The organism is Treponema denticola (assembly GCF_024181645.1).
GTDB lineage: Bacteria > Spirochaetota > Spirochaetia > Treponematales > Treponemataceae > Treponema_B > Treponema_B denticola_A.
This window is the reverse complement of record NZ_CP058624.1, coordinates 247,133-266,536: the sequence shown is the minus strand read 5'-3', so window position 1 is coordinate 266,536 and position 19,404 is coordinate 247,133. Positions and strand designations below refer to the sequence as shown.

Annotated in this window: 17 protein-coding genes and 1 pseudogene; 12 read left to right on the top strand and 6 right to left on the bottom strand. The window is 40.7% G+C overall.

Annotation, left to right across the window (positions count from 1 at the left end):
• Positions 1–5: 5 nt before the first annotated feature.
• Together HO345_RS01235 and cfpA are read right to left on the bottom strand one after the other, a co-directional pair.
• A complete protein-coding gene (locus HO345_RS01235; RefSeq protein ID WP_253683468.1) occupies positions 6–1,043 on the bottom strand; it encodes a hypothetical protein in 1,038 nt (345 codons plus the stop codon).
• 86 nt (positions 1,044–1,129) lie between these two features.
• Positions 1,130–3,178: a cytoplasmic filament protein CfpA gene (cfpA, locus tag HO345_RS01230; RefSeq protein WP_253683467.1), complete on the bottom strand. Its 2,049-nt coding sequence runs from the start codon at positions 3,176–3,178 to the stop codon at positions 1,130–1,132.
• A gap of 167 nt (positions 3,179–3,345) precedes the next feature.
• Between cfpA and HO345_RS01225 the strand changes: the two genes are divergently transcribed.
• From HO345_RS01225 to HO345_RS01195, 7 genes are read left to right on the top strand one after another with little or no spacing between them, the layout of a single operon-like run.
• Positions 3,346–4,008 carry a vWA domain-containing protein gene (locus tag HO345_RS01225; protein ID WP_253683466.1) on the top strand — a complete coding sequence of 221 codons (663 nt, stop codon included), beginning with the start codon at positions 3,346–3,348 and terminating at the stop codon, positions 4,006–4,008.
• Positions 4,009–4,049: 41 nt separating this feature from the next.
• On the top strand, positions 4,050–5,528 hold the full coding sequence (locus HO345_RS01220) for a pallilysin-related adhesin (protein WP_253683465.1): 1,479 nt from the start codon (positions 4,050–4,052) through the stop codon (positions 5,526–5,528).
• Positions 5,529–5,574: 46 nt separating this feature from the next.
• Positions 5,575–7,017 carry an electron transport complex subunit RsxC gene (gene rsxC / locus HO345_RS01215; RefSeq protein WP_253683464.1) on the top strand — a complete coding sequence of 481 codons (1,443 nt, stop codon included), beginning with the start codon at positions 5,575–5,577 and terminating at the stop codon, positions 7,015–7,017.
• Positions 7,017–8,033, top strand: a complete 1,017-nt coding sequence (locus HO345_RS01210) for an RnfABCDGE type electron transport complex subunit D (protein ID WP_253683463.1) — start codon at positions 7,017–7,019, stop codon at positions 8,031–8,033. Before rsxC ends, HO345_RS01210 begins: the two co-directional genes overlap by 1 nt.
• Positions 8,030–8,599, top strand: a complete 570-nt coding sequence (locus tag HO345_RS01205) for an RnfABCDGE type electron transport complex subunit G (protein WP_253683462.1) — start codon at positions 8,030–8,032, stop codon at positions 8,597–8,599. Before HO345_RS01210 ends, HO345_RS01205 begins: the two co-directional genes overlap by 4 nt.
• On the top strand, positions 8,600–9,259 hold the full coding sequence (gene rsxE, locus HO345_RS01200; RefSeq protein ID WP_010694856.1) for an electron transport complex subunit RsxE: 660 nt from the start codon (positions 8,600–8,602) through the stop codon (positions 9,257–9,259).
• Between the two features lie 3 nt (positions 9,260–9,262).
• A complete protein-coding gene (locus HO345_RS01195) occupies positions 9,263–9,835 on the top strand; it encodes an electron transport complex protein RnfA (RefSeq protein ID WP_253683461.1) in 573 nt (190 codons plus the stop codon).
• Between the two features lie 132 nt (positions 9,836–9,967).
• Here the strand turns inward: HO345_RS01195 and HO345_RS01190 are convergent, their stop codons facing one another.
• Together HO345_RS01190 and HO345_RS01185 are read right to left on the bottom strand one after the other, a co-directional pair.
• Positions 9,968–11,020 carry a formylglycine-generating enzyme family protein gene (locus HO345_RS01190; RefSeq protein WP_253683460.1) on the bottom strand — a complete coding sequence of 351 codons (1,053 nt, stop codon included), beginning with the start codon at positions 11,018–11,020 and terminating at the stop codon, positions 9,968–9,970.
• Positions 11,017–11,556 carry a hypothetical protein gene (locus tag HO345_RS01185; RefSeq protein ID WP_193328954.1) on the bottom strand — a complete coding sequence of 180 codons (540 nt, stop codon included), beginning with the start codon at positions 11,554–11,556 and terminating at the stop codon, positions 11,017–11,019. The genes HO345_RS01190 and HO345_RS01185 overlap by 4 nt, the downstream gene beginning before the upstream one ends.
• Before the next feature lie 266 nt (positions 11,557–11,822).
• Between HO345_RS01185 and HO345_RS13055 the strand changes: the two are divergent.
• The 3 genes and pseudogenes from HO345_RS13055 to mnmG all read left to right on the top strand — a co-directional run.
• Positions 11,823–12,170: pseudogene (locus tag HO345_RS13055) on the top strand (nuclease/transposase family protein); the annotation flags it as partial.
• A 131-nt stretch (positions 12,171–12,301) separates the two neighbouring features.
• Entirely contained in the window at positions 12,302–13,594 is a 1,293-nt protein-coding gene (locus HO345_RS01175; protein ID WP_253683459.1) for a M18 family aminopeptidase, read from the top strand.
• A 15-nt stretch (positions 13,595–13,609) separates the two neighbouring features.
• Positions 13,610–15,496, top strand: coding sequence for a tRNA uridine-5-carboxymethylaminomethyl(34) synthesis enzyme MnmG (gene mnmG / locus HO345_RS01170; RefSeq protein WP_253683458.1), 1,887 nt, complete (start codon positions 13,610–13,612; stop codon positions 15,494–15,496).
• A 213-nt stretch (positions 15,497–15,709) separates the two neighbouring features.
• On the opposite strand, the gene HO345_RS01165 is transcribed toward mnmG, so the two are convergent.
• Positions 15,710–17,302, bottom strand: a complete 1,593-nt coding sequence (locus tag HO345_RS01165; RefSeq protein ID WP_253683457.1) for a UDP-N-acetylmuramoyl-L-alanyl-D-glutamate--2,6-diaminopimelate ligase — start codon at positions 17,300–17,302, stop codon at positions 15,710–15,712.
• Positions 17,303–17,403: 101 nt separating this feature from the next.
• Here HO345_RS01165 and HO345_RS01160 point away from each other — a divergent pair, with 101 nt between their 5' ends.
• Entirely contained in the window at positions 17,404–18,081 is a 678-nt protein-coding gene (locus HO345_RS01160; protein WP_253683456.1) for a CAP domain-containing protein, read from the top strand.
• A gap of 3 nt (positions 18,082–18,084) precedes the next feature.
• Here HO345_RS01160 and fabZ read toward each other — a convergent pair whose 3' ends face one another.
• The gene (gene fabZ, locus HO345_RS01155) at positions 18,085–18,516 is read right to left on the bottom strand and encodes a 3-hydroxyacyl-ACP dehydratase FabZ (RefSeq protein ID WP_253683455.1); all 432 of its coding nucleotides are present in this window, start codon (positions 18,514–18,516) and stop codon (positions 18,085–18,087) included.
• Positions 18,517–18,813: 297 nt separating this feature from the next.
• On the opposite strand from fabZ, the gene HO345_RS01150 reads away from it, so the two are divergent.
• Positions 18,814–19,395 carry an MptD family putative ECF transporter S component gene (locus tag HO345_RS01150; RefSeq protein WP_253683454.1) on the top strand — a complete coding sequence of 194 codons (582 nt, stop codon included), beginning with the start codon at positions 18,814–18,816 and terminating at the stop codon, positions 19,393–19,395.
• The last annotated feature ends 9 nt before the right edge of the window (positions 19,396–19,404 follow it).

Below are 19,404 nucleotides of genomic sequence, written 5' to 3'. Positions count from 1 at the left end.
ACTCCTTAAAATAGATTTAATACGGTATCCGGAGATCCGCGCAAAAATGCTTCAAACATGGGACTGGCTCCCTGCCTAAAATATTTTGACAACTTTGAAAGGTCATTAATTTCTGCTGCAGAAACGGCAAATTGGATTGTACTTCCATGTTTAACCTTTCCCCATTTAAATAAGGTATTTATATCTACAATACGCTCTCCGTCATAGTATACCATAACTTCAGCATCTTGATATTTTGCAGTATAACTTCTTATAATTCTCTTCCATGCTTCAACATTTCCGTTATGAAAGAGCTCATTCGAAACAGGAACAGAAACAAGCTGCGACATCTTTTTAGGTCCTGTGGACACGGCAGACGGGCGCTCTAAATGTGATGGGACGGCCGAGCTAGTCTGCACTTTAGCTGCAACAGCAACAGGAGCAGCAGCCTTAACTTTTTTACCCGGTTTTTTTGTAACAGTCTTTTTAACTTTTACAGGAGCAGCTTTTTTGGGTTCAACATATATAAAAGGGCCTGCTTTTACAGATGCAGGAACCGAGCAAGCTTTCTTCTCAAATAGTTTATGAATAGCAGAAATAACGGAATCGGCAAGACCGGAATCGACAGAGCCCCTGTCTTGTTTTCCTACAAATATTAAGAGAAGCTCATTTTTTCTAAATCCTTGAATAACTTGAGCAGCCGCAGGATTTTTCGGATTTATAACTATAAAACCCAAATCCGGATGATCATAGCCAAAAACCAAATCAATACCGGTCCATTTGGCAACCTCAGCAACAAAAGAGGAAGCATCTTCCAAAATAAATTTCAAATTTTCAGATACAACTTTATAATTCCATTTATCAAGCAGAGAAACCGAAAGAATAGCCCTAACCTGCTCCGGCTTTATCGTCTGTTCTCTTATCATAAGATTTATCTTGTCCGCAATATTTTCTTTGGGATCACAGTCCTCTAAAATTTCTATAACAGACTGAATATGTTTAACGGAAACATTAAAATCAGTCTTTTTAGCAAGCGGAACAAAAAAATTAGTCATATTAACCATAATTACTCCTTTTTAAGCAAAAGCCCCCGAAACGGGGTTGTTCCAGGGGCTTAAATTTTTAATCAGTTAAGCTCTAAAATCCTAAATTAGATTTCTTTAATTCCTGACTTAGCCTTTCGTCGGCCTCGTCCTGCATCAACAGAGCCGGTCTTTTTTGCCTTAGCGGCCCCCCTTTTGGGTCCTCTGCGTTTAGCCGGAGAGCTTACAGCCTCGGCTGCAGGAGCTTCAATGGCAGGAGTGCTGTTCAGCATATCGATAAACTGAGAGCGGCCTGCAGCTCCGGCAGCTTTGGGATCATCATCTTCGGCGGCAGCAAAGCTCTGTGCAATATCGGCACGAACTGTGGATCGTCGGCGGCTGAACGAAGCAAATGCTGCGTCGGCAAAGCCTTTTGATACACCGTGCAAGAATTCGTTGAGCACGTTAGCCATTCCGTCCAATGTAGCCTTCTTTCTCTTAATTGATGTAATATCAAGATCAAGCAAAAGACCGGGCTGAATGTGGAATGGGTTGATCAAATAATCGAATTTGTTGAATTCGGCTTCCAAGAATGAAAGTCTGTCTTCGATAACGCGTCTTTCGATAGGATATTGATAATCATATAAATCCTTCATTCTCTTGCGCATAATAATAAGCTTCTTGCGGAGCTTATCTTTTTCGTAGACATAGGTTCTGTTCATTTTTTCAACTTCGGTTTCGGGAGGCTTAACAAAGGAGATCTCATCCCAAACATGAGCCGTATCTTCGTATACGGGTTCACCTGAGGGCTCTTTGTACTTTCGTTTGATGAATTTCTTGTAATTTGCAGCCAAATCGTCAAAGTCTGTGATCTTTGTCATAAACTTGGATTTGTCGTATGTAGCGCGTACTACATCCCACAAGTGCTGAATTTCAGTTTCGAAAGAGCTCATCATTACTTCATAAGCCTGTCTTTCCGAAATTAACTGAGCATTGTCATAGTACTTGAGGCGGATTTGATACCTTTCATCAGGAAGATTAGCGATATCCGTGTCATCATACTCGCGCAAGATAAGCTCACGGGCATTCTTTAAGTTTTCGATGTACTGATATCCCATCTTTGAAGTATCAAGGATTGAGGTAATCGAGTTGATAGCCGTGTTAAATCCGCGGTTTCTTATGTTTTCAAGGTCAATGATCTTTTTAATGTTTTCTCTGATGTTAAGCTGATCAAAGGTCTCAGGATCGATTTCAGCTCGCAAGTTGTTGATTCTTTCCATAAGCTGCTTGGATACTACATCGTACCTCTTGCTCTTGGGATTCTCAACATCATCATCAGTGATATCTTTTACCTTATCGATTTTTGCAAAAACGATTTCGCCGTCAGACAATTCATCCAATCCCTGATCAATTCTCTTGTCCTTTATCTTCTCAATTTCCTTGTCAATTACATCCATGTAGTGATTTGACAAGAGGTCTTTGATAAGATATTCGACTGTTGATTGATACTGGAAGATCGGGCTGATAAGTTCCGTATCAAGAATGTTTACGGAAAGCTTAACATCGGTTACAGTCTTCGGTTTGTAGAGGTTGTCTTTAAATGCACACTTTACGATTGAGTATGCGTTTTCACCTCGAACGAAAGCACCTACGTCCGTCTTCTGCCTTAACAATGAGTTTGTCAAGGTTTCCAAATCATTAACACCGCGCTGTACGTGGCCCTGTAAGTGTCCGTACATATTTACAATCGATTTTTCGATTTCGCCTGTGTTAAACTTGTCAGCACCGCCGACTGCATCAAGAAGGTTTGCGATTTCTTTCGGAGTATAGCGGTCTAAAACCTTCATTTCTTCCCGATCGATAAATCCTCGAACCTTTTTGAGCATTTCATCTTCAGCCGTTACCATGTATCGGTTGAACATGTTCTGGTAGTTCTGGTTAAAGTAGTTATACAACTTTTCCTTGACACCGCCCATTACGTCCAATCTTTCAAGGACTTCTTTGGGAAGCTTTGTGGTCAAGTGGTGTAACACTTTATTTGTTTCTTCTTCAATCAGCTGATTAACTTCTTTCTGCTGATCTCGATAGTCTTGAGCCAATGAGTTCCTAGAACCGACAGCACTGGGCTTCTCGGGATGGAATACATTCGGGCTCTGTGGTAGATCTAAATTTGCCATTCCTAACTCTCCTTACTTTTAGCAATTTTGTTTAATTACAATATATATCACTATTGTATAATTATAAACATATTTTGCATAATGTAAAGAGTTTTTATTTAAAGTTGATGATTTTTTTTTAAATATGTTATATAATATTGCATATAAAGCATAAAAAAGGAGTATTTATGAAAATTAAAAAACTTATTTTTATATTTTTACTGTTAGCGGGAGTTTTATTTAATTTAAATGCAGGCGAAAGAACAATGCCTGTTGACATGATTATTATGATTGACAAGTCATTATCCATGCAGGATCCGGGAAAATTTGAGAGTCTAAAACGATGGATTCTTGACGAACTGATAGACCAAATTATCATCACCGGTGATTGGATAAGCATTTATCAGTTTTATGAAAGTCCCGAACATTTGATTTCAATTGAAATAAAGAGCAAAGAAGACACCGACAAGATAATTAAAACGGTAAATAAAATAAGCCCGAACGGAAGGTTTACCGATGTAGGAAGGGCTCTCGATAAAATACAGGAAGCCGTAAACCAAAGAGGCGAAAACGGAAGGTATAAGGTTCTTTTTATGTTGACGGATCTGGAACAAGATGCTCCTATGACATCCAAATACAGCGGGAAACAAAAAAAGTTTTCAAGTCCTTATTTAGTTGAATCAAGAATTATAAAACACGATAATTGGTATGAAATTACGGTTGATATGGGACTTGATGAGAGGGTTGTAAAAACAAGCAAGGCTCTTTTTTCCGATATAATAAAAAATAACGATAAAGAAAGGGTTCAATCCGACGAAAACACAGCCTTAATCAAAAAAGATAATCCGTAACCATTAGTAACCATAATTACGGATAAGGATTTAAACAAAGTATGTTCAAACGCATAATGTATATTATTTCGGCTCTTATTGTTTTGGCTGTATTAAGCTTTTTAATTTATTTAAAGTTTATACGGTCAAATACAAAAGGTGAAGAAAAAATTGTTACGCAAACAATAATCCCCATAGTTTCTTCACAAATAGACAACAAAGATAAAAAAAACGAAAATTATTCAGCGAATACTGAAACAAGAATATTTTTGGAGTTATTCAATGATGAAACCTTTGTTGATGCTATTTCGGATGATTTAAATGAAGACGGTGTAGAAGACCAAATTATTGCCGTAAAAAAACTATTGGATCCTTTTTTATACCTGATTATTTCAATTCAAAACCCTATAACGCAAAAATGGGAAAGGATTGAAGAAATAAGAACAACAATCACACAGCCTAAGTCTCTTACATTCTACATTATGAATTTGACGCAAGATCCTAAATCCCTTATTTATTCCGGAATGACATCGGATAATAGGCAGGCCTTATCCATACACACTATCAAAAAGGACAAAGACGGAAATATTGAGTTTACCCAAATAGCCGACCTACATGCGGATATGCAGATTCAAATCAAAGAAATTGAAACTCAAGACGAAACCCCTGTTAGTCTATCTTCATATTGTATATACACTTACGACTCCGATCCTTCGGCTCCCAACACTCTAAACCAAATTGAAACTGAATATACGTGGAACGTCAAAACACAAAAATATGAAGAAGGTTTAAAAAAGACAATTCCGGGTGAAAAAATAGAGGTTCAGCTTTTAAGAAAGCTTCAAAGCGGAAATATGGAATCCTTTATAGACTTTTTATCCGGATTATGGTTTCAAGAAGATGGAAATGAAGAAACAGGCAGGAGTGTTTATTTTGACAAAAACGACAGTCATATTATTTTTAATTTAGACAATGTTGAAGAAATATATGAAATAAAAACAACCTTACCTCGAAGGTACGGTTTATTTTTTACAACAAACAATAAGTCGATTCCGAATATTGTAAGAAGAGTCGAAATTGAAATTAAGGGACTTGATGAAATACAAGTGCGAGTAATTGAAGACGTTTTAAGAATTAAATTCGGAACAGCCTCTCTTTGGAATGGAAAGTATAAGAAAAACACAAATTTACTTTTAAATAACACCAATGAAAAAGAAAATAATGCGGAAAAAGCAAAAAGCATTTTATCAAAATCGTCAAATCAATGGAAATCGGCAAATAATACTTTTTTAGATCTTTTAGGAAATTCTTATACTCTTCAACAATCTGAAGATATTGAAAAAGGTTATTTTAACATCTTAGAAATAAACGAAAAAATCATAATGCAGATGAAATCGGAAAAAGATACAACTAAATTTTATCTGCTTGAAATAAGCGAAAAGAAAAATGTGCAGCGGATGGTTTTAACAAAAATTAAGTTGAGTATAAACGATGTGACACCTACAGGTGATGAACCCATTATCTTTGAAAGAGAAAATTAATTATTATCCTCTTGAAAGTTTCATTACTTATGTATAAAATACTTGTATGGGTATAAAATCATTTAAAGGCGGAGTGCATCCGCCCGAGCGAAAGGCGGTCTCACCTAGCGACAACGTAGTTAAGGTATTACCGTCAAATAAATCAGTTTGGATTCCTGTTACGCAGGGAGGCATGCCTAACACACCTCTTGTAAGCGTAGGGGATTTGGTTGCCAGAGGGCAAAAGATAGCCGAAACCGATAAATTTATGTCGGCTCCCGTCCATTCCTCCGTTTCAGGAAAGGTAAAAAAGATAGAGCCTCATCTTGTAACCGGAAATACGGAAAATCTTTGTTTTTTAATCGAAATCGATGAAGAAAATAGGGAAGAATTTATGCCTCCCCTTGATCCTTTTACATGTACCAAGGAAGAAGCTCTTAAAAGAGTAAGGGATGCAGGCATTACAGGCATGGGAGGAGCATCATTTCCTACTCATGTAAAATTAAGCCCTCCCACTGATGCAAAAATCGAGTATGTAATTGCAAACGGCGCGGAATGTGAACCCTATCTTTGCACGGATGCTGCAACCATATTCAGCGATTCTGATAGCATTGTAGACGGACTTGCAATAACTATGCGTATAGTAGGTGCAAAACAAGGAATTATAGCCCTCGAAGACAATAAAAAAGATTTGGTTCCGGTTTTGGAAAAAGCCATTTCAAAAATCAAAGCAAATCCGATTGCCGCAGGTGCCTACGATATAAGCGTTCAGCTTTGTAAAACAAAATATCCGCAGGGCGGAGAAAAAACTCTTACGGATGCAGTCGTAAACAGGGAAATCCCTTCAGGAGGGCTTCCTTTTCAGATAGGCTGTGTTATTCAAAACGTAGGAACCTTAAAAGCTATTTCAGAAGCCTTCCGTTTGGGTAAACCGCTTATCGACAGAGCCTTAACCATAGGAGGCGGGGCCTGCGAAAAGCCCTTAAACGTAATAGCCCCTATAGGAACCTGCGTCGGCGACCTTATTCCAAGCGTAGTTTCCCTTAAACCGGGAGTTGTAAAAATAGTTTCGGGTGGCCCGATGATGGGCTTTGCCATGAAAAACGCCGACTTTCCTATTCAAAAAAACACCTCAGGCGTGCTTTTTTTAACAAAGGAAGAGGTTTCTTTAGAAGAAGAAAGCCCCTGTATAGGCTGCGGTAAGTGTATTGATGTATGCAGCTGCCGCCTTTCTCCCGTTTTAATCGTTAGAGCATTAAATGCAGGAAATACTAAAGAAGCAATCCGCTGCGGTCTTTTGGACTGCGTAGAATGCGGAACCTGTGCTTATACCTGCCCTGCCCGCATCAAACTTGTTCAAAGGTTTAAGGTCGGCAAGCAGATAGCAAGGGAAGAAAAGCAAAAAAGAGACGCCAAAGCTGCCGCAAAGGCCGCAGCCGCAGAAAAACAAGCAGCAGAAGCTCAAAAACAAGAGCCTGAGGCTGCAAAAACCGAAGAAGGAGGCAAATAATGGCAGAATCGGATAAAAACGAAATATTTATGTCTCCGGCACCCCATGTTGTAACACCGGTTAAGACTCAAAACTTAATGCTGGATGTGATCATAGCCCTGCTCCCCCTGACAGCCTATGGAATCTATCTTTTTTCGATACCTGCCTTGATTAGAATCGTAGTTTCGGTTCTTTGCTGTGTAGGTTTTGAAAGCCTATTTAGGCTTATATGTAATCTGGATATAAGAGTAAAAGACCTTTCAGCAGTGATTACAGGCCTTTTGATAGCCCTTGTAATTCCGCCGAATCTTCCGATATGGATGCTTATTTTAGGCTGTCTTTTTGCAATAGTTGTAGGCAAGGAATTTTTCGGGGGGCTTGGTGCAAACGTATTTAACCCTGCCTTGGTAGGAAGAGCCTTTATGTTTGTAAGCTTTTCGGGAGCAATGACAAGCTGGATACAGCCGGGGAATTCTTTTTTTGATGCAATGAGTACGGCAACGCCTCTAAAGCTCATAAACGCAAAAGAAGGAATCGCACTGAGTGCTTCGGAAATAGCAAAGAGTTTAAATTTAAGTTCGAGCACGGACCTTTATACTCAGCTTATTTTGGGAAACCACGCTGGCTGTATTGGAGAAACAAGCATACTCCTGATTCTTTTAGGTTTTGCATATCTTCTTTTTAAAAAGGTTATCGACTGGAGAACGCCCGTTACCATGATGGTAACAGCCGTTGCAATTACCGCAATCGGAGGTATCAATCCTATTTTAACCCTGACTTCGGGAGGTTTAGCCTTCGGAGCCGTCTTTATGGCAACCGATTATGTAACAAGCCCCGTAACGCCAAAAGGTAAACTTCTTTTCGGAGCAGGCTGCGGCCTTATAACCGGCCTTATCCGCCTATTTTCAGGTATGCCTGAAGGTGTTATGTACAGTATCCTTATAATGAATGCCGTAGTTCCGTTTTTAAACAAACTTATACCCGTAAAATACGGCTATGTAAAACCGCCCAAAAAGAACAAGGAGGCTGCAAAATGAAACAGATGATAAAGTTAGCCCTTACCCTTTCAGCCTATGCGGTCATAGCATGTTTAGCCCTTGCCGCAGTTTACAGCTTTACAGCCCCGCGCATTGCTGAAGTAAAGGCAGAAAAAACAAACAGAGCATTAAAGGCCGTTTTTCCTGAAGCTGAAGACTTTAAAGAAATAAGTGCGGAAATCCCCGAAGGCTTAAACAAAACCAAGTTTTTAAATGCTTATACGGCAGTAAACGGCGGAAAAACCGTAGGTCTTACCATAACCGCTAAGGGTCCCACCTATGCAAGTGCAACCATATTGATAGCTATGGACCTAAACAAAACAATACGCAAGATAGAATTCTTAGAGCTTACCGATACGCCCAGCTTAGGAAGCAAGGCTGCGGAAGAACCCTTTGCGGGACAGTTTAACGGAAAGGCTCTTGATTCGGCCTTTGAAGTAAATGCCGATATAAACGCAATCGGAGGAGCTACGATAACCTCGAGAGGTGTTGCAGCCATCGTAAAAGATGCTTCCGTTACGGCAATAGAATATATGACCAAAAATAACTTGGAGGAGGGAAAATAAATGAAAAACTTAAACATTTTCACAAACGGGATTATAAAAAGCAACCCTCTTTTAGTACTGATGATAGGTCTTTGTTCGGCCCTTGCCGTTACAACCAACGTATTAAACGGCCTTGGAATGGGTCTTGCGATGACCTTTGTTATCGTTATGAGCGAGTTAATCATAAGTATTTTTAGAAAATTAATTCCTCAGGATATAAGAATTCCTGTTTTTATCATAGTAATAGCTTCTTTTACGACTATTGTAGACCTCTTGATGCAGGCCTATACCCCTGCCCTCTCGGATGCGATGGGGCTTTTTATTAAGCTGATCGTTGTAAACTGTATTATTATGGGAAGAGTAGAGTCCTTTGCTTCAAAAGAAAGCCCTGGAAAATCCGTTTTGGATGCTCTGGGAATGGGAGTCGGTTATACGATAGTGCTTGTGCTTATTTCGGCCATAAGAGAAATTTTAGGCTCGGGAGCCTTGGCAGGAAATGTTTTTATACCCGAAGCCTATCACATACGCTTTTTTGCAAATGCACCCGGCGGTTTTTTTGTATTCGGGATTATGATTTCGATAAACCTATTTGCAAAAATGCTTTTAGAAAGACCTAAAAAGAAGATTCAAAGCCAGCCTGCTCCGCAAGCCGAGCCGGAAGCTAAAAAAGAGGAGGAGTAAAAAATGCCCGAAACACTTAGTATTTTTCTTTCTGCAATTCTTGTAAAAAATGTAGTTTTAATGCGGTTTTTAGCCCTTTGCCCCTTTATAGGAATGTCCTCCGACGTAAAAAAATCGGTAGGCATGGGCTGGGCCGTACTCTTCGTTACCCTTTTGGCCACAGCCGTAACCTATCCCATATACAATTACGTATTGATAGGAAACCTCGAATTCCTTCAGACCCTTATCTTTATCTTGGTAATTGCAAGCTTGGTTCAGCTGGTAGAATTCTACCTAAAAAAAGCGGCTCCGGCTCTTTACAGCTCGATGGGAGTTTATTTGGCTCTGATTACGACAAACTGTGCAATCCTTGCAGTTACAATCGATGCCATTGATGAAGGCTATACATTTGTACAAGCCCTTGTTCATGCGGCAGGTTCGGCCTTAGGCTTTATGATTTCGCTCCTGCTTTTAGCAGGTTTAAGGCAAAGAATAGATAATGCCCCCGTTCCGAAATTCTTAAAAGGGACGCCCATTCTTTTTATAGCGGCAGCCCTTTTATCCATGGCATTCGGAGGCTTTGCAGGACTGATTTAACCGCTGAAAAATGTACGTCCAGAGTACATTTTTCAGCTTCGAGTATTTTTGCTTCGCAAAAAACTCGTAAGTTTAAACCACCGGCATCCGTGCCAGTTGTGAAATTTACGCCCTTTTATATTTTTCAGAGCCTCACGGCCGGCAAGCCACACGGAAGCCGAGAGCGTCGCCCTTCCCATAAGGGGTGCTGTGGTTCCGTAGCCCTACAGTGCAGTTCTTCGCACTCTCGCTGCAAAAACCGCCTCGTACAACACGCCGATTGCCCAATGCGGCACCTTGGGGATCGGTAACAATACCTTCACTCGTATAAGCGTTATCGTTTGACGCAGGGTTATCATTATACCAATCAAAACACAATTCCAAGACATTTCCTGACATGTCATGTAAACCGAGAGCATTCTTCCGTTTTTTTCCTACAGGATTGGTTTTACTACCTGAATTACCAGAATACCATGCAACCTCTCCCGTTTCAGTCGTGTCCCACTTGTCTGTTGCTCCGCTTGCACTGTACAGTTTGGTCAGCCATACATCGCCGTATTGAACCGCATTTGTTTCTACACTTCCCTGCCAGCGGGCAGCATACTCCCATTCGGCTTCGGTTGGAAGGCGAAAGCCTCTTTTCTTCATATCGGCATAGGCAGCATCGCAAGCAGCCCCGGCTGAGTCCCTTGAGTCTTTTAATACGGTAGAATCGCTTTTGCGGTATACGCATTCATTTTCATCCATCTTCATTTCCGTATAGGCATTACACCACACAATGCAGTCCCGCCAGCTTACTTTAGTTACAGGTTGTTCTTTGTCATTTCCGGTTCCGGAACTGCCTTTTGTCCCCGGATGAGCAAACTGATACCCTTTTTCAGTAGCCCAATCATAGACTTCTTTCCAAAGTTTATAGGTTACCTCTGTCTTGCCCAGCTTGTAGGGGCTTAATTTTACTTTGCGGCCGGCAATAAATACGCCCTTCCACTTAGCTTCATTTCCGGGTAAGGTAGCGGGGTCAGGCTCAACGCCTGCGATGCCGTTTGCAGGCGGGATTATTTTTACAAAGTCGCCTGCATCTTCAAAAGAGTCTAGATCGGGCTTTACTGTATCATCCTCAACCAACATCTTTTTTAAAAAAGGGTTTGTACAAGATAAAACCGATACCAAAAGTACCGCTAAAAATATAACTAAAGTCTTTTTCATATTCTAAATCCTCCGCTTATTCCGGCGGCCCATATTACAGGATAACCGCCTCTTATGTAGGGCTCTATAAAAAAGTTTTTTACTGTAAAGCGGTAGCCGAACGCCGCTTCCCCCAAACCGAACACAAAGGGTTTTGAAGCCTTGCGGTTCCAGCCTAAGGAAAGGCCTCCTTCCGCTTGGAAAAAAAAGCCCGAATCTACTTTTTTTAATTTTTCAAAGTCATAAAAATTCCAACGGAACAAAAGCGCCGTATCAAGCAGACTATATCTTTTAAATCCAGTCGAATACAAAAGCTTTGCTCCGGCCGAAAACCTGCCGACCTTTACCCAATCAGGCAGAACAACCATTCCGTAAAGCCCCGTGCCCAAGGCACAGTCTTTCGGCACATTCATATTTCCTTCAAGCAAAAGCCCCAAAGACCAATGAAGCCGGTCTTTTTGCATCTTAGGCTCCTCATTCGTTTCTTGAGCAAAAAGAAATAAACCTCTTAAAAATACCATAACAAAGAGTGCTGCTTTTATGCAATTCTTTTTCATACTATAAATATATCAAACAAAAAAACTTAAAGTCAAGGGTCAAAATATCAATTTTGTTAAATTTGTAGAATAATTAGTTTAAGTATAAAAAACTATCAATCAAATTAGTCACATAAATTCGTCACAAATTTTTTATAATTTACTCTTTTTTTCAAATAACTCTTATAAACATAATGGGGAGAGGGAATTTAAAAAATTAATAGGAGAACAGAAGTGGTAAAAAGATTTGAAGATTTAACATTGCAAAACGATTTCATGTTTTGTAAGATAAAAATATATCTTTACACGATGGAACAAAAAAGGTTATAATAAACGCAGAAGCCTTTAATGATACTAAAAATAAGGAATTAAAGGAATTTTTAGAATACTTTAAAACAGGTAAAGCAAAGAGTAAATTTACAAGGAGGATAGACGCTATGATACAAACAATAAAAAATAATGAACAAGCAAGACAGGAATACAGATTAATGTCTACTTTTGAAATGGATGCTATGGATAGAGGAGCTTATAAAACTAAGAGAGAAACAGCTATACTTATGAAACAGCGAGGCTATCCAACTTCTGAAATTTTGTTAATGACAGGCCTTCCCGAATCAGAAATAGAAAAACTGTAATTTTTTACTTTAACATAGTAGATGTTTATCGTAATTATACCGCACTTACAGCATTTTTGTAGGGGAACGCATTGCCTTGAATTCCATATTCTGATATAATCTTCAATACATCAGAATAAGGAGCTTAGAATATGAAAAAAGCGGAAGCATTGATGAAGTTCATCGACAAAAGCCCATCGGTTTACCATGCAATAAAAAATGCAGGCGAATTTTTAGAAGCAAAGGGCTTTGTTCATTTAAACAGAGAAGACAGCTTTGAGTTAAAGCCTCAAGGAAGATATTTTGTAACAAATAACGGAAGCGCTTTAATAGCATGGCAAATGCCCAAGTCCGGCAATGCCGAAAACGGCTTTAGGATTGTAGGAAGCCACAGCGATTCCCCTACTTTCCGCATAAAGCCCAATCCCGAAATTAAGGTAAACAATCACTATTTAAAACTAAACACCGAAGGTTACGGAGGGGTAATCCTTTCAACATGGTTTGACAGACCTCTTTCGGCTGCAGGAAGGGTTATCATCAAAACCGGAGACCTTTTAAAACCTGAAGTAAAACTTATCAACTTCGATAAAAACCTTTTGACAATTCCGAGCCTTGCCATTCACATGAATAGGGAGATAAATGACGGCTATAAATTCAACAAGCAAAAAGACACCCTCCCCCTAATCGCTTTAATAAACGAAAAACTTGAAGAAAAGGGCTTTTTGATGAACCTTATCGCCGAAGAAGCCGGAGTAACGGTTGACAAGATTTTGGACTTTGACCTCTACCTCTATGACAGACAGCCCGGCTGCTTTATCGGAGCAAAGAACGAGTTTTTCTCCGTAGGAAGAATAGACAACCTTGGAATGGCCTGTGCCTCCATCGATGCCCTAGGCGATGCCCTTCCTTCAAACTTTGTGCAGGTTGCCGCTATCTTTGACAACGAAGAAGTCGGCTCAAGGACAGCCCAAGGAGCGGGCAGCCCCTTCCTCCACGATACATTGCAAAGAATAATCGTAAGCACCTCAAAGGGAAATGCCTTTGAAGAATTGCAAAAAGCCTTGGCAAAATCCTTTTTAATCTCTGCGGATCAGGCACATGCCCTTCATCCCAACTATACGGAAAAAAACGATATTACAAACTTCCCGCTTATGAACAAGGGGCCCGCAATTAAGGTCGCCGCTTCTATGAGCTATACTACCGACGGTATATCGGCTGCAATCTTTAGGGATATCTGTGCAAGGGCGAAGGTTCCATGCCAAAACTTCGTAAACCGCTCCGATATGGCCGGCGGCTCGACGATAGGCCCGATTTCCGTTTCTAACCTTAACATAAAGAGTGTCGATATCGGAAACCCCATCTTAGGTATGCATTCGGTGCGGGAATTGGGAGGCACCGACGATCAGGAATATATTACAAAGGCCTTTGCAGAATTTTACAAATAAGAGTTTTACAAAAAAATGTATAGATTTTCCGATTATGATGTAATCGTCGTAGGTGCAGGACATGCGGGCATTGAAGCCGCCCTAGCTTCCGCTAGAATGGGGGAAGCTGTCCTGCTGATTACCCAGACTCTCGACAGTGCAGGCCGCCTTTCATGCAACCCTTCGATAGGCGGCATCTCCAAGGGAAACATAGTCCGCGAGATAGACGCCCTCGGCGGCGAAATGGGGAAACTCGCAGATGCCTCGATGATTCAGTACAGGCTTTTAAACAAGAGCCGAGGGCCGGCAGTTCAGGCGCCGAGGGTTCAAGCCGACAAATTTCTTTATTCTCAACTGGCAAAACACGCAATAGAGCTTGAAAAGAACCTCCATGTTTTTCAGGACACCGTTATCGATATAGTTTCTTCAAACACAAATGAGTCGGGCTATGTAGAAAAGGGAAGTGTTCAATATGTAAAGACGGAAAGAGGTAGGGAATTTTCGGCTAAGGCGGTAGTCCTTGCAACCGGCACCTTTATGGAAGGCAAGATTTACATAGGCGAATACGAATCTCCCGACGGAAGGCTTGGCGAAAGAGCAGCCATAGGCCTCGGCCCCGCCCTTGCAAAGAAGGGCTTTACCGTAGGCAGGCTTAAAACGGGAACGCCCATGCGTATCCTCCGCCGCTCCTTCGATTCTTCCCTTACCGAAGAGCAGGAAGCCGATGAGATTATGCGGCCATTTTCTTTTTCAAATGCGGAAATACACAGGCCCTATGCAAAATGCTATATAACTCATACCAATCAGGAAACCCACGATATAATAAGGGAAAACCTTCACAGGGCCGCCCTTTTTTCGGGCAAAATCACAGGGACGGGAGCCCGCTACTGCCCCTCCATCGAAGATAAGATTAAAAAATTCCCCGAACGGGACCGCCACCATGTCTACATAGAACCGGAAGGCTTAAACACGGAAGAGCTTTATATAAACGGGCTTTCTTCATCCCTTCCCGAAGATGTGCAGGACAGAATGATAAGAACCATTCCTTGCTTTAAGGAGGTAATAATTACCCGCCCGGCCTATGCCGTAGACTATGCCTATGTTACGCCTATCCAGCTTTCATCGGATCTTCAGACACGGCGGATTGAAGGCCTCTTTTTGGCAGGACAGATAAACGGAACCTCAGGCTATGAAGAAGCCGGAGGCCAGGGCATAATCGCCGGTATAAACGCAGCCCTTTTTTCACGCTCTCTAAAATTTAAGGACGAAAAATATATTCCCTTTGTGCTAAAGAGGGATGAGGCCTACATAGGCGTTATGATAGACGACCTTGTAACTCAGGGCGTGGATGAGCCTTACCGAATGTTTACGGCCCGTGCAGAGTACAGACTGAACCTCAGGCATGACACAGCCGATGAAAGGCTCACGGAAAGGGCTTATCAGATAGGCCTTCAAACCAAGGAGGCTTCAAACCGCCTAAAAGAAAAACTTTTAACCAGAGAAAGAATAATATCGCTATGGAAGGATATAAAGATTACGAGGGAACTCATTGCAAAAAATCCCGAACTTAAAAACCATATCGGGAAGAGTCTTGCCGATGCCCTCCATGACCCTCAAGTTTCCCTTGAATGTATATGTGCAATAGATGAAAATTCCAAGGATTACAGTACAGAACTTTTAGAATCGGCCGAGCTTGAAATAAGGTATGAACACTATATAGCCGTTCAAAACAGGAAGATAGCCAAGGTCAAGCGTATGGAAAACACTAAAATTCCGGCCGACTTTGACTATGATGCAGTTTCCGGCCTTTCTACCGAGTCACGAGCCCGCCTAAAAGAAGTACGCCCCGAAACCATAGGGCAAGCAAGCCGGATTAGGGGGATTAGGCCTTCGGATATTATGTTATTGTCTATACTCTTATAAATCTCTTGTAAATATGCGGACATCTACTGCGTTACTTCACAAAAAACAGTCCTCGACGTGCAAAAAGCACGACTGCGAGTGTTTTTTGTTTGTGCCTTGTATCTGCCTCGCCTATTTACAAGAGGCTGATTAAAAAACTGCCAAAGGGCTTGCCGCCCTTTGGAATCTGGCATTGTTACGAAGTTTTTGGTTTATTCTTTTAAACTTAGAGTCTTATTTTTCAAGCAAGGCTTTTAACAATTTTCTTGCCGTGGCTTCTTCATCGTAGGGCATGGTTCTATCTTTAAAGATGATGGAGTTTTCGTGGCCTTTTCCCAAAAGGAGGACTGCATCGTTTTTACTTGCAAGGCTGAATGCTTTTTTGATGGCAGAGGGGCGATCGGGAATTATAAAGAGTTCTTCTCCGCGTTTTTTTTCGGGACAGCCTGCGGCTATCATTTCCAAAAGCTCAACGGAATCCTCGCCTCGAGGGTCTTCGTCTGCAAGAATTACAATATCGGAATATAGGGCTGCTATCCTTCCCTGCTCCGGCCTCTTTTTTACGTCTCTTTCTCCGCCTGAACCGAAAAGACTTATAACCTTCCCTCCCGATTTTTTTATTCGTTCTTTTATTGAAGGAAAAATTGTCATAAAGGAAGAAGGCGTGTGAGCATAATCGATAAGCACCTCAAAATCCTGTCCCTCATCTATCAGCATCATCCTTCCCTTTACAGGTTTTACAAGAGGTAGTTTTTCGATTATGCGCGCGATATCAAGCCCTGTAATTCTTTGTACTGCGAAGACCGAGGCGAGAATATTTTTTACATTAAAGATTCCTGCAAGTTTTAATTCGCATCCGTATTCTTTTTTTGAGGAAAAATCGCAAAGCGTAAATTTAATTCCGGTTGAAGACTCTTCAATATCCTTTGCAAAAAGACCTTTATATTCTTCAATCTTTTTTAGGTCTTTAAGCTCGGTGCTAAAAGGGTAGACATTTTTTTTAGTTGCTTCCATAAAATAAGGAGCGGACGGGTCTTCATAGTTTACTATTCCGAATATGGGAAATCCTTTTTCCGGATTTTTATCCAGAGCTCTAAAAAGGTTGGCCTTGTCATATCGGTACTGCTCAATGGTTCCGTGAAATTCCAAGTGCTCCTGAGTTACATTCATAAAAACGCCTGCATCAAAGATCACATCTTCAAGACGGGCCGTTTTCGGGGAAAGGCCGTGAGAAGAAGATTCCACTACGGCATAGCCGCAGCCTGAATCCCTCATTTGAGCCAGACGCAGCTGAACGATGTTAGATTCGGGAGTGGTCTGATGTTCCGGGTTCGGAATTACATTTCCGTCTATGGAGTATTCGACAGTAGAAAAAAAGCCTGCCTTTTTTCCGCAAAGGTTTAAAAGCTGAAAGATAAAAGAAACAGTGCTGCTCTTTCCTTCGGTTCCGGTAACGCCTATTAGGCCTAGTGCTCTTGAGGGCTCATCATAAAGAAGGGCAGAAACCTTGGACATAGTTTTGCGCACATCATTTACCTGAATAAAACAAATTTCATCACAAGAATGATTATTTAAATCTCCCTCATAAAAGACACAAACGGCTCCGTTTTCGATTGCAGAATTTATAAATTTTTTTCCGTCAGTATGAATCCCGGGAAGAGCAAAAAAGGCGGCTCCTTTTTTTAAGCCCGTCTTATCGTCATAACTGCAAGGCCGAACCTTACGCGAATCATACTCTATAGAATTTATAAGAGATTTATCGTTTCCAAAACAATTTACAACCTCAATAGCATTGATACATTCCTCAATCGATTTTGTGTATTCCATAGTTAAAAAGTATAATTGATAAGATAAAAATTATCAAGTAATATTGATATAAGACATAATCCATGTTATAATTACACATTCAATTCTTCGGAGGTAAGGATATGAAAAACAAATTATTTGCACTTTGGATATTTGCCGTCTTTATTTTTTTAAGTTCATGCGAAAGTCTTTCTTCGCCGGCATCCAAACATGTTCCTTCAAATGATAATGCAGCACATAGCCCTATCGTAAGAGATATTCTAATTGAACTTAACAGGGTAAGACGCAACCCTAAAAAATATGCCGAAGAAGAAATTAAACCTCGATTGAAATACTTTGACGGAAAATTTTATAAGGCTCCGGGACAAATTCCTATATTAACAAATGAAGGAGCATCAACAGTACAAGAATGTATTGATGTTCTGATGAAGACAAAACCGATGGAGCTTTTAGAACTTGAAAAAGGCCTGTGTTCTGCCGCCCAATGGCTTGCCGATGACCAAGCAAAAACAGGAAAAACAGGTCATTACGGCAGCGACGGATCTTCTCCCTTTGACCGTATAAACCGTTATGGAAAGGTGCTTATAACTGGCGGAGAAAACTGTGCATACGGGCCTAAGACAGGGAGAGAAATTGTAGCTCAGCTTTTAATCGACGACGGAGTGGCGGATCGCGGACACCGCATAAATATCCTCAAACCGGAATTTAAGAAGGTCGGTATAGGTTATAACAACGAGGCTAATGCCCCCTACGGTACCGTAAGCGTTATGGACTTTGCAGGGGACTATATTTCAAAATAGGCTTTAAGCTTCTTTGCCGACGAGGCACATCCATTCGGCTTCGGCGGCAAGGGTTCCTCCTACATAGGCCTTACCTGCCTGCTTAATCATTCGGGGAGATACACGCAAGTTCGTAACCTCCATTCTAACCTTGTCGCCGGGCTTAACCTGAGAGCGGAATTTAACCTTATCTACTGTAGCCAAAAAGAATAAAGAACCTTCTTCAAAAATCTTTTGAAAACTCAAAGCAGCTCCTCCGGCTTGAGCCATTGTTTCTACAAGGATAACCCCCGGCACAACAGGGTATTCGGGAAAGTGCCCCTTAAAAAAGAATTCGTCTTGGGTAAAGACGTGTTCACTCACACTCCCGTTTTCGTCGGCACTGATAATCTCGTCCACAAACAAAAAAGGTTTTCTGTGAGGGATTAAGCTTTCAATATCTTTTGTAATACTCATAGATTTCTCCTTAATTTTCCATAAAAGTAATATCTTAATATGGCAATCAATATTTGTAATCCCTCAATTTTACACAAAATAATAAGATTAAACAAGGACTACAAAATCACTTGTTAATAACACTATAAAAAAAACGGCCGGACAGCTTACCGTTTATAATCGTCATAGTCCCCGAAAAAAAGTTACCGATAGTTGACTAAATTTCTATTTTTTGTATAATATTAGCTGTTGATGACAGTACCGTCACTTTAAACGACGGCTGTATTTTTCGGTAATAAGAAAATAAGGAGATTGTTTATGAACAACAAGTTAGCTTTAAAGGATTTAATCAATATCGGCATTTTTTCCGTTATTTATCTTGTAGGACTTTTTGTAATCGGTATGCCCTTAGGTTTTTTGGTTATAACCTATTTGGCATTTCCCTTTACCGTAAGTTTAATTTTAGGAATTGCGGTAATGTTTTTGCTTGCAAAGGTGCAAAAGCCATTCGGCCTTTTTATCTTTGCAGCAATTCCCGGATGTCTTATGACCCTCATGGGACACACACCTGTAGTTGCAATCCACAGTCTAATCGTTGCGGCCATTGCAGAAATCGTACGAAAAGTACTCGGCTATAATACGGCAAAGGGCAGTATCGCAGGATATTCAATTATGTCTTTATGGCTTTGCGGAGCATTTTGGCAAATCTTCCTTTCAAAAGATCAATATTTTGCTCTCACTGAAAAAATGATAAGCACCGACTACGCAAGAGAATTGACGAGTCTTCCATGGTGGATTATGCCGATTCTTTATGTTACAGCATTTTTAGGCGGACTCCTCGGCGGGCTTTTGGGTGAAAAAGTTTTAAAGAAACACTTTGAAAAAGCAGGTCTTCTGTAAAAAAATTGA

Excerpts from the sequence above, each read along its gene's own strand:
- HO345_RS01205 (WP_253683462.1), top strand. The coding sequence starts at position 8,030 with ATGAAACAGATGATAAAGTTAGCCCTTACCCTTTCAGCCTATGCGGTC.
- mnmG (WP_253683458.1), top strand. The coding sequence starts at position 13,610 with ATGTATAGATTTTCCGATTATGATGTAATCGTCGTAGGTGCAGGACAT.
- HO345_RS01210 (WP_253683463.1), top strand. The coding sequence starts at position 7,017 with ATGGCAGAATCGGATAAAAACGAAATATTTATGTCTCCGGCACCCCAT.
- fabZ (WP_253683455.1), bottom strand. The coding sequence starts at position 18,516 with ATGAGTATTACAAAAGATATTGAAAGCTTAATCCCTCACAGAAAACCT.
- cfpA (WP_253683467.1), bottom strand. The coding sequence starts at position 3,178 with ATGGCAAATTTAGATCTACCACAGAGCCCGAATGTATTCCATCCCGAG.
- rsxC (WP_253683464.1), top strand. The coding sequence starts at position 5,575 with ATGGGTATAAAATCATTTAAAGGCGGAGTGCATCCGCCCGAGCGAAAG.
- HO345_RS01165 (WP_253683457.1), bottom strand. The coding sequence starts at position 17,302 with ATGGAATACACAAAATCGATTGAGGAATGTATCAATGCTATTGAGGTT.
- HO345_RS01185 (WP_193328954.1), bottom strand. The coding sequence starts at position 11,556 with ATGAAAAAGAATTGCATAAAAGCAGCACTCTTTGTTATGGTATTTTTA.
- HO345_RS01235 (WP_253683468.1), bottom strand. The coding sequence starts at position 1,043 with ATGGTTAATATGACTAATTTTTTTGTTCCGCTTGCTAAAAAGACTGAT.
- HO345_RS01150 (WP_253683454.1), top strand. The coding sequence starts at position 18,814 with ATGAACAACAAGTTAGCTTTAAAGGATTTAATCAATATCGGCATTTTT.
- HO345_RS01190 (WP_253683460.1), bottom strand. The coding sequence starts at position 11,020 with ATGAAAAAGACTTTAGTTATATTTTTAGCGGTACTTTTGGTATCGGTT.
- HO345_RS01175 (WP_253683459.1), top strand. The coding sequence starts at position 12,302 with ATGAAAAAAGCGGAAGCATTGATGAAGTTCATCGACAAAAGCCCATCG.
- HO345_RS01225 (WP_253683466.1), top strand. The coding sequence starts at position 3,346 with ATGAAAATTAAAAAACTTATTTTTATATTTTTACTGTTAGCGGGAGTT.
- rsxE (WP_010694856.1), top strand. The coding sequence starts at position 8,600 with ATGAAAAACTTAAACATTTTCACAAACGGGATTATAAAAAGCAACCCT.
- HO345_RS01160 (WP_253683456.1), top strand. The coding sequence starts at position 17,404 with ATGAAAAACAAATTATTTGCACTTTGGATATTTGCCGTCTTTATTTTT.
- HO345_RS01195 (WP_253683461.1), top strand. The coding sequence starts at position 9,263 with ATGCCCGAAACACTTAGTATTTTTCTTTCTGCAATTCTTGTAAAAAAT.
- HO345_RS01220 (WP_253683465.1), top strand. The coding sequence starts at position 4,050 with ATGTTCAAACGCATAATGTATATTATTTCGGCTCTTATTGTTTTGGCT.